This window comes from Caballeronia mineralivorans PML1(12), assembly GCF_001028175.1.
GTDB lineage: Bacteria > Pseudomonadota > Gammaproteobacteria > Burkholderiales > Burkholderiaceae > Caballeronia > Caballeronia mineralivorans.
The window spans coordinates 19,910-34,258 of the sequence record NZ_AEJF01000057.1 but is presented as its reverse complement, the minus strand read 5'-3'; the positions used below and the strand labels follow the sequence as shown (position 1 = coordinate 34,258).

The following is a 14,349-nucleotide window of genomic DNA, read 5'->3' as shown; positions in this document are numbered from 1 at the left end:
GACGAAGCATTGAAGGAAGACGCGCAAGCGGATGATGAAAGAAAGGCTGTTCCAACGCGAGCTGGAACAGCCTTGTCATATGCATTACCTGGATCGACGCGTGCCCGTCGCTTATCTCAATGCACCCAATCATCCCACAGCACGACCAGAACCGTCATCAACGCCGGCCCGATAAACAACCCTACCAACCCAAACGTTTCCGCCCCACCCAGAATCCCAAACAGCACCAGCAGGAACGGCAATCTCGCGGCGCCGCCGATCAACACCGGCCGCACGAAATGCTCGGCCACGAACACCACGACAAATCCAAACACCGCCACGCTGATCGCCGCCACCGTCGCGCCCTGGGAGAGCAGCCACAGAGCCGCGCCGATGAACACGATCGGAGCGCAGAACGGCAGCATTGCGGCGATCGCGGTCAACATGCCGAGCAACGTGGCATGCGGCACGCCGGTCACAAGATAGGCTACGCCAAGCAACGCACCCTCGCCCAGACCCACCACCACCAGCCCCGTTACCGTGCTGCGAACCGAATTGGTCATGCGCCGGGCCAGTGCCGCCCCTTCGGAACCGAACCCGCGCCTCGCGGCTTCAAGCAACTGCTCGCCGAGTTTCGACCCCGCCTTGAACACAAAAAACAGCGTGACGAGCATGAAGCCGAACACAACCAGACCATGCGCCAAGCGGACGCCGAAGTGCCGCGTCATCGCCACTACCGTCGCGCTATGAAGGTTCTTCGCCGCCGGTGAAGACTCGAACGGCGTGGCAAGATTTTCCTGCCACCACGCCGCTATCTGCTTCGACCCCATAGGCAAATGATTGACGAGATCGGGCACGGGAATGCCGGTGCGCAGCAATTCGTGGAACCAGCGCAGCAGGTCGGCGGCTTCGCTGCCCGCCTGCGCCGCGACCACGACGAACGGCACCACGAACACCAGCCCGATCACCACGGTCAAGCCCACCGCCAGCCACATGCCGCGCTGCCTGAACATCGGTCGTTGTTCGAGCCAGGTCAGCAACGGCCACAACGCAATGGCGATGACCGCCGCCCACACTACCGCAGGAATGAAGTCCCGGATCATCCAGAGCGCAACGGCAACAAGCACTGCGTACAGACACCCCGACGCGGTTCGTTGCAAACGCCGCGTGCGATCCTTTTCGTCCGCAGAGGTTTGATCGCGTGAAATCATAGGGAACGTCCTCGTTATTTGTTCTTTAAGTGAAAGCCCTAAAGCCCGATTGTGACCTGATTCTTATCGAGTCTTAACGAACCTTAACTCGTCTTAACTCGAGTCTTCCAGCCGACTGCCGGCGCTGCATTGTAAGTCGGGCCGGGATCGGCCAGAATCAAGACCAGCGCTTTCAACTGGATTTCCCGGGTGTTGTTCTAATTTCACACTCGGCAGTTTCCGGTTCCCTATAATCGTTTCCCTCGCCCCGGCAACCGTTCAAGAGACATGCAGTGAAAGCCTTTCAAACCATCGTCAACGCGTGCGCGACCACGGTCTTGCTAGCCGGCTGTGCATCCGGCCTGAACCGGTCGAAGGAAGAGGCGCTCAATCAGAAGGTCGGCATCGTCGTCCATCCGGTCCGGGACGGCGTGGAGCTGCGCCTTCAGGAATCGGCGCTGTTCGACTTCGACGAAGCCTCCATGCGCCCGGAAAGCATCGCCGTGCTCAATCGTGCTGCCGTGCTGCTCAAGCGCAGCACGCGGCCGATCATGGTCGAGGGACACACAGACAACGTCGGCCCGTTCGACTACAACCAGGCACTGTCCACGGCGCGCGCAAACGCCGTGGGCGATGCGCTAGTCGCACGCGGCGTTCCCGCTGCGCGCATCAAGACAAAAGGGATCGCGTTTTTGCAACCGATCGCGACCAACGACACGCCCGAAGGGCGTGCGTTGAACCGGCGCGTGGAGATTCTCGTGAAAACGGAAACGGAAGAAACACTGCTGGGACAGTTCAAGACGAAATGACGCGAGGCGTCATTTCGCGGGCTGCACGTCCATCACCAGTAGCTGGGCGCCATCGGTGACCTGATCGCCTACGTTGAACAGGATCTCGCCCACCGTGCCGCTGGCCGGCGCAACAATCGTGTGCTCCATTTTCATGGCTTCCATGACCAGCAGCGGCGCGCCCTTTTCGACAACCGAGCCCGACTCGACCAGCACCGCGATCACCTTGCCCGGCATCGGCGCGGTCAGACGGCCCTCGCCATGTTCGGCATCGGCGGCATGAGCGAGCAGGTTCTGCCATTCGAAAGCCAGCGATGCACCCTCGTAGAACACATGGAACACATCACCGTCTATAAACACGCGGCCCTTGATCCGCTTGTCTCCAATCAGCACGACGAATGCATGCGGTTCATCCCCATGCAACCAGTCGAACGTGAGTGTTTCGCCGAGTAATTCAAGTTGTTTGTTATCGGCGCGGCCTGAGGTGGAATCACGGGTAAAAACGGCGAGAATTTCATCGTCCGAACCGACCAGACGCCAGTTCAACGCCTGCGTGTAACCGCCGCTCATGCGCCAGTGCGACAACGCGTCCCACGGCGACACGCCATGCGCCTCGCCGCCTTCACGCGTGAGCAACGCGGCGCAAGCCAACGCGAGCGCCTGCGTTTTTGGCACCGTCGATGGCGCGAACAACGTGTCGTGATGACGTTCGATCAGGCCCGTATCGAGATCGCCGGCCGAGAATGGTTCGCTGACAACAATCCGATGCAGGAACTCGATGTTCGTCGATGGACCCACCACCTCGCATTGCTTCAACGCAAGCGCCATACGCAACAGCGCATCGTCACGATCGCGGCCGTGTACGATCAACTTTGCGATCATCGGATCGTAAAACGGGGTGATGGTATCGCCTTCGCGCACACCGCTATCGACGCGAACGTTACCGTTCAACTGAAATTCGACCGCTTCGGGCAAACGCAAATGCTTCAGCGTTCCCGTCGATGGCAAGAATCCACGCGATGGATTCTCCGCGTAGATACGTGCTTCGATTGCGTGGCCGTTCACCTTCAACTGATCCTGCAACAACGGCAGCGGCTCGCCGCTTGCCACACGTAATTGCCACTCGACCAGATCGAGACCCGTCACCATTTCGGTCACCGGATGCTCGACCTGAAGCCGCGTGTTCATCTCCATGAAGTAGAACTGGCCGTCGCCGGTCATGATGAACTCGACCGTGCCGGCGCCGACATAATTCACGGCACGTGCGGCCGCGACCGCGGCTTCGCCCATGGCTTTACGCACCTCATCCGACAGACCCGGCGCAGGTGCTTCTTCCAAGACCTTTTGATGACGGCGCTGCACCGAGCAATCGCGGTCGAAGAGATAAACGGCGTTATTGTGTCGATCCGCGAACACTTGAACTTCAACGTGACGCGGGCGCAGCAGATACTTTTCGATCAACACTCGATCATTGCCAAAGCTGCTGGCCGCCTCGCGCTTACATGACAAAAGCGCCGAAGCAAAATCCGCGCTTTTCTCGACTACGCGCATGCCCTTGCCTCCACCGCCCGCGCTTGCTTTCAACAACACGGGGTAGCCGATGCCATCCGCTTCCTGTTGCAACAGCGCGGGTTCCTGACTATCTCCGTGATATCCCGGCACCAACGGTACAGCCGCCGATTGCATCAGCGCCTTGGCCGCCGCCTTCGATCCCATCGCGGAGATGGCTTCAACCGGCGGTCCGATAAACACGAGCCCTACCTTCTCGCAAGCCCGGGCAAAATCCTCGTTCTCCGATAAGAATCCATACCCCGGATGCACGGCTTGCGCGCCGGTTTTTAGCGCGGCATCAATGATCTTTTCGATCCGCAGATAACTTTCCGATGCGGCCGCGCCGCCCACGTGCACGGCTTCATCGCAGACGGCTACGTGCTTCGCATTCGCGTCGGCGTCGGAGTAGACAGCCACGCTGCCCACACCCAGCCGCTTGCAGGTTGCGGCCACGCGGCACGCGATCTCGCCGCGATTCGCAATCAGTATTTTGTTGAACATGACGAAGCCTGTAAGGAAGAGGAGGTCAGCTCTGCATGGGGCAGGACTAAGCGCTGAAGCGCCAAGTCCTGCCGTCCGCTCTGCATGGGGCAGGACTAAGCGCTGAAGCGCCAAGTCCTGCCGTCACATCCGGAACACGCCGAAACGCGTGTCCTCGATAGGCGCATTCATCGACGCCGCCAGCCCGAGCCCAAGCACATCGCGGGTCTGAGCCGGGTCGATCACGCCGTCGTCCCACAGGCGCGCGCTTGCGTAATACGGATGGCCTTGTACCTCGTATTGCTCACGAATCGGCAACTTGAACGTCTCTTCCTCTTCCTTCGACCACGACCCGCCTTTCCCTTCGATGCCATCACGACGCACGGTCGCGAGCACTGAAGCAGCCTGCTCGCCCCCCATCACGGAGATGCGCGCGTTCGGCCACATCCAGAGGAATCGCGGCGAATACGCACGACCGCACATGCCGTAATTGCCGGCACCAAACGAGCCGCCGATGATCACCGTGAACTTCGGCACCTTCGCTGTTGCTACCGCCGTCACCATCTTCGCGCCATTGCGCGCGATACCTTCGTTTTCGTACTTGCGCCCGACCATGAAACCAGTAATGTTCTGCAGGAACACGAGCGGGATCTTGCGCTGGCAGCACAGTTCGATAAAGTGCGTACCCTTCAACGCCGACTCGGAAAACAGAATGCCGTTGTTCGCGATGATGCCGACCGGATGGCCCCAGATATGCGCAAACCCGCACACGAGCGTCGTGCCGTAACGGGCTTTGAACTCATCGAAAGCGGAATCGTCGACAATGCGCGCGATCACTTCGCGGATATCGAACGGCTTGCGGGTATCGACGGGAATCACGCCGTAGATACTGTGCGGATCGTGACGCGGCGGCAGCGGTTCTTTCAGCGCCAGCGGTGAAGGCCTCACACGATTCAGATTGCCGACAATGCTCCGTGCAATCCCTAGCGCATGCGCATCGTTTTGCGCGAGATGATCGACGACGCCCGACAGCCGTGTATGTACATCGCCGCCGCCGAGATCTTCAGCGCTGACTTCTTCGCCGGTTGCAGCTTTAACCAACGGCGGACCGCCGAGGAAAATCGTGCCCTGGTTCTTCACGATGATCGATTCATCGCTCATCGCCGGAACGTACGCGCCGCCCGCTGTACATGAACCCATCACCACGGCGATCTGCGCGATGCCCTTCGCCGACAGGTTCGCCTGGTTGTAGAAGATGCGGCCGAAGTGATCGCGATCGGGGAAGACGTCGTCCTGATTCGGCAGATTCGCGCCGCCGGAATCGACGAGATACACGCACGGCAAGCAGTTCTCTTCCGCGACTTCCTGCGCTCTCAGATGCTTCTTCACCGTTATCGGGTAATATGTGCCGCCCTTCACGGTTGCATCGTTGCAGACGATCACGCACTCCTGCCCCGCAATCCGGCCAATGCCCGTAATCAAGCCGGCGCCGGGTGCGTCGTCGTTGTACATGCCATACGCGGCCATCTGCGACAGCTCGAGAAACGGCGTGCCCGGATCGAGCAATTGCGCGATGCGATCGCGCGGCAACAGTTTGCCGCGCGACACGTGTTTATCGCGGGCAGCTTGTCCGCCGCCCAGCGCGATCTTCGCGACCTTCTCTTTCAGATCCGCGACGAGCGCTTCGAGCGCCGCCGCGTTCGCGCGAAATTCGTCGCTGCGTGGATTCAGTTTCGATTCGATGATCGGCATAGGTATGGTCGCTCGCTCAAGCCGTTTCGGCGAACAGTTCCCGCCCGATCAACATGCGGCGAATCTCGCTGGTGCCCGCGCCGATTTCATACAGCTTCGCATCGCGCCACAGACGGCCGACCGGATACTCGTTGATGTAACCATTGCCGCCGAGAATCTGGATCGCCTCGCCGGCCATCCACGTCGCTTTTTCGGCCGTGTACAGGATCACGCCCGCGCAGTCCTTGCGCACCTGGCGGCCATGACCTGCACCGAGCGTATCGAGTTGACGGCCTACGGCGTAGAGATACGCGCGGCACGCCTGCAACGTCGTATAGAGATCGGCGACCTTGCCTTGAATCAACTGGAACTCGCCGATCGCCTGACCGAACTGCTTGCGATCATGGATGTACGGCACGACCGCGTCCATGCACGCGACCATGATGCCCGTCGGGCCGCCGGCCAACACCGCGCGCTCGTAATCGAGGCCGCTCATCAAAACTTTCACGCCGCCGTTCAACTGCCCGAGCACGTTTTCCTTCGGCACTTCCACGTTCTCGAACACGAGCTCGCCGGTGTGCGATCCGCGCATGCCGAGCTTGTCGAGCTTCTGCGCAACCGAAAAACCCCTCATGCCCTTCTCGACGATAAACGCTGTGATCCCCTTCGCGGCCGCCTCGATATCCGTCTTCGCATACACCACGAGCGTGTCGCAATCCGGCCCGTTGGTGATCCACATCTTCGTGCCGTTGAGCACGTAGTGGTCGCCCTTTTCATCGGCGCGAAGCTTCATGCTGACCACGTCCGATCCCGCGTTCGGCTCGCTCATCGCCAACGCGCCAATGTGTTCGCCCGAGACCAGCCCCGGCAGATATTTGCGCTTCTGCGCTTCGGTGCCGTTGCGATGAATCTGGTTCACGCACAAGTTGGAATGCGCGCCATATGACAGCCCCACCGATGCCGACGCTCGCGAGATCTCCTCCATCGCGACCATGTGCGCGGTGTAGCCCATGTTCGCGCCGCCGTATTCCTCGGAGACCGTCATGCCGAGCACGCCGAGATCGCCGAATTTCTTCCAGAGATCCATCGGGAACTGATCGGTTTTATCGATTTCAGCGGCGCGCGGCGCAATCTCCTTCGCCGCGAAATTCGCGAGCGAGTCGCGCAACATGTCGATGTCTTCGCCCAAGGCGAAATTCAGACCGGGTACGTCGTTCATGCGGGTCTCCTTCTTCGGGGTATCGGCTCGATGTCATTGGCGCCGGTGTTCGCAGACCCGATAAATTATGAGTCGCACTCACACGCACCAATTTCCATAATGAGCGGCAGTTTCACGCCGAAAGCCACTTCCCGTCAATAGGGATTTGAGCTACGCTCACATTTGATTAAAATCCCTGGCTGACCCGCTTATGTCCTCCACTCCTTTCGCTGGAAACCGCCGCACGCCTGCCGGCGTCAAGTCGCAGCAGCGCGTGAAGGACATTCTTCAGGCCGGCCGTGACGTCTTCGCCGAAAAAGGCTACGACGCCGCCACGAGCGCGGAAATCGCCCAGCGCGCCGGGATCTCCGAGGCAACCGTGTTCAGCTATTTCAGCGGCAAACGGGAGTTGTGCGCGCGGGTGATCGCGGATTGGTATGACGAGATCATCGATGCGTTTGAATCCGGACTGCCCCGTGACGGCAGCGTGCGCCAGCAGTTTGCGTTTATCGTCAGGACGCATTTGCGGCTGATGCTGGTGAACGGGACGGGTTTGTGCGCGCTGGTTTTGTCGGAGGGGCGCACGAAACATCATGATCTCAGCGATACGCTGACTGACCTTCAGCGCCGCTATACCGCGCCGCTAATGAACGTCCTCGCACACGGCCAGAGCGTGGGTCAGGTGCGCGCGGACTTGCCGCTACGGCTGATGCGCTCGCTGGTGTTCGGGCCAATGGAACATGTGTTGTGGGACGCGACGCTCGCCAAGCGGCATCTGAGTCAGGCTCAGATCGATACGACCGCCGACGAACTCATCGAGGTGTTATGGACCGCGCTACAGCCCCCCGCTGCCAGCCTGACTGCGCTTGCGCAGTTCAGACAAGACGTGGAGGAAGCGTCGCGGCGGTTCGAAGCGGCACGCCGGGAGAAATGAGGCCGAACGCAGTTCGCGGATGCGAGCGCGGCAGACGGTTAGTTGCAAGCCGATTCACTAAAGCAAACCACGACCCCGAGCGATTTGCGCCCGCAAAAACGGCAGACAGTTAGTTGCTATTTTATAAACCGCCGCGCGATCCGGGCGAGCCAGGGTACGGTCGTTGGCCGTAAAAGACGCGCATCGTAACCCGCCATCCGACGTTCGTTTTCTTTCAGGCACAAATCGATTAACGCCCTCACCGATATCCCACCACCGATCGACTCACCCACGTTCGCCGGGAAATTCGCATCCGGCGCGGCGCCGGTGATATCGAAACCGCGCGCAAGCGCTACCCGCTCACGAATCAGCGCTATCCACACACGGCCCGTCTTCATGAAGAACCCGGGAAGCCGATACCACGGCAAACTGCGCCGGTACCAGGCCACCCAGTTGGCAAAGAACAGGATATGGCGCGCTTCTTCCTGGATCACCGGCTCGAAGGTTTCAACCAGTTCCTCTGGAAAATAACCCGTCTGCCGCGCGGCTTCGAAAAGCCCAAAGGCGACGAAGCTATCAATGCATTCGCTATAGCCCGTCATCATCCACGCCCGTATCGCATCCTTGGGCGGCGGATACGGAGGCTCGGGCGCGAGTTCGATGCCGTAGGCCTCGACCAGCCGCGACAGCACGACCTTGTGGCGCGCTTCTTCCCCGCCGTTCATCGTGATGGCTTCGCGCAGCAGCGGATCTTTAATGCTCGCTGCATACGTCGACACATGGATCGACGCGCGACCTTCGGTCTGCACCGCGATATCCCAGATAGGCAGCGACGTGATGCGCCTGAGCGCGTCGGGCGCCAGCGCCGGCCAGTCGATGACCGCGGGCTTGTAGGGGTTATGGGTCGTGAGCAGCATCTCACAGAACATTTTCTTATGTTGTGCGGACCCGATTTGGATTTGGCCGATGGACCGATAGGTCCAGTTGCGCATGGCGTGGTCGGCCTCGGCAGGCGTAAGCGTGTCGGACATGACGTAACGGGAGAGTTAATCGCGTTATGCGGATTCTGGCATAACGCGCGCGCTTCTGCCGTGATGACCCGGTCCGCCGACCGTGCCATAAAGCGCCCTATTGCGACGACATCGCCTTTAGTGCGAAATTTGCTCGAGCGCCAGGTCCCGCGTCTTCGGTCCCATCAAGCCAATCGCCAGCATCACCACCGCCATCGCGCCGGCGATGAACACAAACACGCCCGTCGTGCCAAACGCCTTCAACACGCCCGCCACGAAAAATGACGTGAAAATGGCCGAAAAGCGGCTCCACGAATACACGAAACCCACCGCGCGCGCCCGGATGCTGGTGGGGAAGAGCTCCGTCTGATACGCGTGGAAGCTGTACGACATGATGTTGCTGGCGAGCGTCAGGCCCACGCCCATGGTGACCAGTAGCGCCGCGCCCGAGACCTGGCTGAAGACGAGTCCACACACCACGATCAAGCCCGCCATCACGACAATGACGCTCTTGCGCTCGAATTTATCGGCGATGAACAAGCCGATGACCGGTCCGACCGGCGCGGCAATCGCGATGATCGTCGAGTACATGAGGCTCGTTGTGATCGTGATGCCCTGGTGGATCAGAAGCGTCGGCACCCAGTTGGCGAAACCGTAGAAACCCACCGTCTGGAAGATGTTGAAAATGATCATCATGGTCGCGCGTTTTCCGTAGGGCGCGACCCACATGTCGCGGAATGTTCCGCGTGTGCTGACCGGTTCGGGCGCGGCGGGCGGCGGCAACCTGCGGCCATATTCTTTCTCGACCTTCGCTTCGAGCGCCGACATCACCGCGTCCGCTTCCGCAAGCCGCCCTTTCTGCGCCAACCAGCGCGGGCTTTCAGGCAACGCCCGCCGGATGAACCACACGAACAACGCGCCATGCGCGCCGATCAGGACGACCCAGCGCCAGCCATCGAAGCCGAAGGGTTTGTTCGGCACCAGCGCGTAGGACAGGAACGCGACCACCGGCACCGCCATGAAACCGACCGCTTGCTCGCACGCGAACGCGCGGCCGCGAATGTGCTTGGGCACGAGTTCGGAGATATACGTCCCGATCGTCACCAGCTCCACGCCGATGCCCAGGCCCGCCGTGAAGCGCCAGAAGTTGAGGCCGCCGGCCGTGTCCTGGAACGCCATGACCACGTTCGCGGCGGTGTACCAGAGCAGCGAGTACGTGAAGATTGCGCGCCGCCCGAAACGGTCGGCGAGAAATCCGCACGCGATCGTGCCGATGAACAACCCGAGGAACAACGACGCGATGAAACTCGCCACGCCCGTCATGCCGAACAGCCCGACGGTGGTGGGCGTGAGGATGCCGCTCTTGACCAGTCCTGGCGCCACGTAGCCGGAATACAGCAGATCGTAGAGTTCGAAGAAAAAACCGAGGCTCAGCAGGACGACGAGTGTCCACATCGAACGCGTGGCCGGCAGGCGATCCAGCCGCGCGGAAATTGTGCCCGCTGATAGAGGGTCAAATCCGGATGCGGGTTGAACGAAGTCCTGGCGGGTTGTCATCGATTATGTCTCCTTGGCGTGGCGGGTTTCGCGCCGGCGACGCGCCTCTTCGGGCGAGCGTCCGTGCAGATTGCCCGGCGCGCATTTTAACGGCGTCTGTCTCAATTTGTTGCAGGCGCCGGAATTTTCTCTTCAGCGCAACGGCGCCCGTCCCAGTGCCGGCTTACGCGCGATGTTCCGGGCGGCTGCCGCCAGCAGCGCTCACGCCGGTCCGATGCCGTGCATCAGCAACGCCACTGCGTGCCGTGCGATCTGGTCGCGTTTGGGCGCACAGTCGCCGTTCTCCTCAGCCCATTTGTAAGTCACCGCCATCGGCAAGACCGTCAAGCCGAACAGCGACGCGAACAGCAGCGACGGTTCCAGGTGGGGATTGAGCTTGCCATCCTTCTGCCATTGCGTGATGCGTGCGATTGCCGCCTTCCGGTTGGCATCGCCGAAACGCGCAGCGATGCGCTGGCGCAGCAATCCCCCTTCGCTGATGACTTCGCGAACCCACAGCGTGGCGAACCACGGAAGCCGCTCCGCCACGGCGACAAGCCCTTCGGCGAACGCGCGCAATGCGTCCGCGGGTTCCGCGTCCGAATCGGCGAACAAGCTGCCGAGTTCGGCGCGCAACGGCACGAATCGCTCGTCGATCAACACGTCCAGCAACTGGTCGCGAGTCTTGAAATAGTAGTGAACCATAGCCGGCGTGACCCCCGCCTCGCGCGCAATCGCACCGAGTGTGGTCTCCATGATTCCCTGGCGCGCGAACAAAACCAGCGCGACGTCAAGCAAAAGCGCGCGCGGCTCGCCGTGTTGCGTGCCGGTTGGCCGCCCGGGCCGGCGGCCGGACTTCGGCGAATCGGCGGGAACGGATAGTTCGGAAGGATCGGTTACATCTTTAGTCATAGTGGCAATTGACCCCGTGAACGGCGTCGCCTAATATTAACTCCAACATTAATTTAACCCACCGGGCGGCTGAATGGAATCCCTGCAACCCTCTGTCGCGTTTCCCGCCATCGAAGAGCGACCTCCAATCCGGCTGCTTTTCACGGCGCTGCTGCTCGTCATGCTGCTCGGCGCGCTCGACCAGACCATCGTCTCGACGGCGCTACCAACCATAGTCGGAGAGCTTGGCGGGCTTGAAAGCCTGTCGTGGGTCGTGACGTCGTACTTGCTGACATCGACTATCGTGGTGCCGCTGTACGGCAAATTCGGCGATCTGTTCGGCCGCAAAATCGTCATTCAGGCGTCAATCCTCATCTTTCTTGCCGGTTCGATCCTGTGCGGCGTCGCGCAGGACATGACCCAGTTGATCGTACTGCGTGCGTTGCAGGGGCTCGGCGGCGGCGGCCTGATGGTCGTGACCATGGCTGCCATTGCCGACGTGATTCCGCCCGCCGAACGCGGCCGCTATCAGGGCTTGTTCGGCGGTGTGTTCGGACTCGCGACCGTGGTCGGACCGTTGCTGGGCGGGTTTATTGTCGAACATCTCTCGTGGCGCTGGATTTTCTATATCAACGTGCCGCTCGGCGTGCTCGCGCTGGTCGTGATCGGGCTGGTGTTCAAGCCGCACGTGGCGCATGTGAAGCATAAAATCGATTACATGGGCGCCGCGTTTTTAGCTGCATCGCTCACTTGTATCATTCTTTTTACCAGCCAGGGTGGCACGCTGCTGCCGTGGAGTTCGCCGCAGCTTTGGTTCACGCTCGCGCTCGGCTTCATTACGCTGGGCGGTTTTATCTACGAGGAACGTCTCGCCGATGAACCGATTATGCCGCTTGAGCTTTTCAAGGAGCGCACTTTTGTCCTGAGCGGACTGATCGGTTTCATCATCGGATTTTCGCTGTTCGGCGCGATCACGTTCCTGCCGCTCTACCTGCAGGTGGCAAAGAGTTCGACACCGTCGCAAGCCGGCCTGCAGATCCTGCCGATGATGGCCGGCATACTCTCCACCTCCATCATCAGCGGCCGCGTGATCAGCAAGATTGGGAAATACCGCTGGTTCCCGATCTTCGGCACCGCGCTCGTGGCCTGTGGCATGTTCATGCTGTCCACACTGCAACTGGCCACCCCGCTTCACACCATGTACCTGTACATGCTGCTACTCGGACTGGGACTCGGCATGGTCATGCAGGTGCTTGTGCTCGCCGTGCAGAATGCGGTGCCGTTCAAGAACATCGGCGTGACAACGTCCGGCGCGACGCTGTTCCGTTCGATCGGCGGTTCGGTGGGGGTCGCCACATTCGGCGCAATCTTCACGAACGGCTTGCATTCGCGCTTGGCAGACGCCATGCCGCTGGGTGCGGAGTTACCGCGATCGATGGGGCCGACGATGGTCCAGCATCTTCCTGCCGCCTTTCGCGATACCTATCTCAATGCGTTCGCGGGATCGATGCACGTCGTATTTCTTGTAGCCGGTGCGGTCGTGCTGCTTGCCTTCGCGTTGTCCTGGTTCATGCAGGACCAGCCGCTTCGCAGCAAGTAAGGGCGATGGGATGGAGTGCGTCGGCGTTACTTTGGTTTAAGCTGACGCACTTTAATTCTGGAAACATCCGCGCCATGAAGCTTACGCATTTAGTCCTCGCCTCGACCATCAGCGCTTTTGCCCTTATCTCGACTGGAGCCTCCGCGGAGACGTATCACTTCGGCGAAGGACAGTCGTCGGTGTCGGGAACGGGAAGCGCATCGCGGCACGCGCCACCGCCCAAGCATCGCAAGCACAAGAAGACACGACACACTGCTGACAAGGGCGCGCACTCGAATCCCTGAGCGCCGCGTTGTGAAGCGCTTAGCGTACCACCACGGATACCAACGATACCGACGCGATACGACGCCGATCAGTAAGGAACCAGTTGTGACTTCCTGAACGTGTAGACCGTGGTCGGCGCGCCCTTGAGATTCCCGGTCGAGTCGAATGCGTAATGGCCCGCGATCCCGTCGTATTGCGCATTCGCCAGGTACGCACGGACCTTCGTCCGGTCGGTCGTCGTATTTGTTGCTAGCATGGCCTGGGCGATCATCATCGTGCCATCGTAGAAATTGGCGGCATACACCAGCATCTCCATGCTGTAGGTCGACTTATAGCGCTTGATGAACGCTCGTCCCGTCTCCGTCTTGTCCAGTGCCGAGCCGCCCTGCGCGCAATAAACGCTCGATGCAAGCTCGCCCGTCAATTGCGCCATTTCTGCCGAACAGATGCCGTCGCCACCCATCAGCTTGGCCTTTAACGCGATCTGATGCATCTGCTTGACCATGGGGCCCGCCTGCGCGGTGTATCCACCGTAGAAAATAGCGTCCGGGTCCTTCGTCTTCAGCGTCGAAAGAATGGCCTTGAAGTCCACCGCGTTCGAATTGGTGTAGTCCTGTCCGACCACGGTCAAACCGATTTGCCTCGCTTCACGCAAGAACTCGGTCGCAATGCCTTCGCCATAGGCCGTACGGTCGTCGATCACGGCAACCGTGTCGGCCTTCAAAACATTCTTCGCGAAATCCGCCATCGAGCCGCCAAGCTGGGCATCGCTTGCTCCAATGCGGAAAATGTTGTTAAACCCTTGCGCGGTCAACGCGGGATTCGACGCGACCGGAAGGATGGCAACGCCGGCTCCGTTGAACACCCGGGACGCGGGGATGGCGACGCCGGAGTTGTTGGGTCCGAGTATGGCGATCGCGCCGCTGTCCACGAGCTTTTGGGCGATTTGCACACCGACCTTAGGGTCGCCCTGGTCGTCTTCGGAATCAAGCTTGAGCGTGACCTTTTGGCGGCCGATGGTCAACGGCTTCGCATTCAGGTCCTGAATGGCCAGGCGGGCGCCATTCTCGTTGTCCTTGCCGCTGCCGGCCTGATTGCCCGTGAGCGGACCTGACAGACCGATCGTCACAGAGGTATCCGCGAGAGCCGTCCCCATGATTGCCGAAAGACCGCAACAGACAACGAAGTTTCTGGTTAAGCGCATTTTTTCTTCCTACA

11 protein-coding genes are annotated in these 14,349 nt (G+C 60.5%); 3 read left to right on the top strand and 8 right to left on the bottom strand.

Translation table 11 applies throughout. The features are described 5' to 3' along the window. Nucleotides 1–116: 116 nt before the first annotated feature. On the bottom strand, nt 117–1,190 hold the full coding sequence (locus tag EOS_RS06985; protein WP_047845880.1) for an AI-2E family transporter: 1,074 nt from the start codon (nt 1,188–1,190) through the stop codon (nt 117–119). 272 nt (nt 1,191–1,462) lie between these two features. Here EOS_RS06985 and EOS_RS06980 point away from each other — a divergent pair, with 272 nt between their 5' ends. After that, on the top strand, nt 1,463–1,978 hold the full coding sequence (locus EOS_RS06980; protein WP_047845879.1) for an OmpA family protein: 516 nt from the start codon (nt 1,463–1,465) through the stop codon (nt 1,976–1,978). Between the two features lie 9 nt (nt 1,979–1,987). Here the strand turns inward: EOS_RS06980 and EOS_RS06975 are convergent, their stop codons facing one another. The 3 genes from EOS_RS06975 to EOS_RS06965 form a co-directional block, all read right to left on the bottom strand. Further along, nucleotides 1,988–4,009, bottom strand: coding sequence for an acetyl/propionyl/methylcrotonyl-CoA carboxylase subunit alpha (locus EOS_RS06975; RefSeq protein ID WP_047845878.1), 2,022 nt, complete (start codon nt 4,007–4,009; stop codon nt 1,988–1,990). A 123-nt stretch (nt 4,010–4,132) separates the two neighbouring features. Next, complete coding sequence (locus tag EOS_RS06970) at nt 4,133–5,740, bottom strand: carboxyl transferase domain-containing protein (protein WP_047845877.1); 1,608 nt, start codon at nt 5,738–5,740, stop codon at nt 4,133–4,135. Nucleotides 5,741–5,756: 16 nt separating this feature from the next. Next, a complete protein-coding gene (locus EOS_RS06965) occupies nt 5,757–6,938 on the bottom strand; it encodes an isovaleryl-CoA dehydrogenase (protein WP_047845876.1) in 1,182 nt (393 codons plus the stop codon). A 190-nt stretch (nt 6,939–7,128) separates the two neighbouring features. Here EOS_RS06965 and EOS_RS06960 point away from each other — a divergent pair, with 190 nt between their 5' ends. Then, complete coding sequence (locus EOS_RS06960) at nt 7,129–7,851, top strand: TetR/AcrR family transcriptional regulator (RefSeq protein ID WP_047845875.1); 723 nt, start codon at nt 7,129–7,131, stop codon at nt 7,849–7,851. 116 nt (nt 7,852–7,967) lie between these two features. Here the strand turns inward: EOS_RS06960 and EOS_RS06955 are convergent, their stop codons facing one another. The 3 genes from EOS_RS06955 to EOS_RS06945 form a co-directional block, all read right to left on the bottom strand. After that, nucleotides 7,968–8,861 carry an aminomethyltransferase gene (locus EOS_RS06955; RefSeq protein WP_047845874.1) on the bottom strand — a complete coding sequence of 298 codons (894 nt, stop codon included), beginning with the start codon at nt 8,859–8,861 and terminating at the stop codon, nt 7,968–7,970. Nucleotides 8,862–8,978: 117 nt separating this feature from the next. Further along, nucleotides 8,979–10,397: an MFS transporter gene (locus EOS_RS06950; protein WP_047845873.1), complete on the bottom strand. Its 1,419-nt coding sequence runs from the start codon at nt 10,395–10,397 to the stop codon at nt 8,979–8,981. A 201-nt stretch (nt 10,398–10,598) separates the two neighbouring features. After that, on the bottom strand, nt 10,599–11,288 hold the full coding sequence (locus tag EOS_RS06945) for a TetR/AcrR family transcriptional regulator (RefSeq protein ID WP_047845872.1): 690 nt from the start codon (nt 11,286–11,288) through the stop codon (nt 10,599–10,601). A gap of 73 nt (nt 11,289–11,361) precedes the next feature. On the opposite strand from EOS_RS06945, the gene EOS_RS06940 reads away from it, so the two are divergent. Then, a complete protein-coding gene (locus EOS_RS06940; RefSeq protein WP_047845871.1) occupies nt 11,362–12,867 on the top strand; it encodes an MDR family MFS transporter in 1,506 nt (501 codons plus the stop codon). Nucleotides 12,868–13,219: 352 nt separating this feature from the next. Here the strand turns inward: EOS_RS06940 and EOS_RS06930 are convergent, their stop codons facing one another. Beyond that, the gene (locus EOS_RS06930; protein ID WP_047845869.1) at nt 13,220–14,335 is read right to left on the bottom strand and encodes a branched-chain amino acid ABC transporter substrate-binding protein; all 1,116 of its coding nucleotides are present in this window, start codon (nt 14,333–14,335) and stop codon (nt 13,220–13,222) included. Nucleotides 14,336–14,349 lie beyond the last annotated feature (14 nt).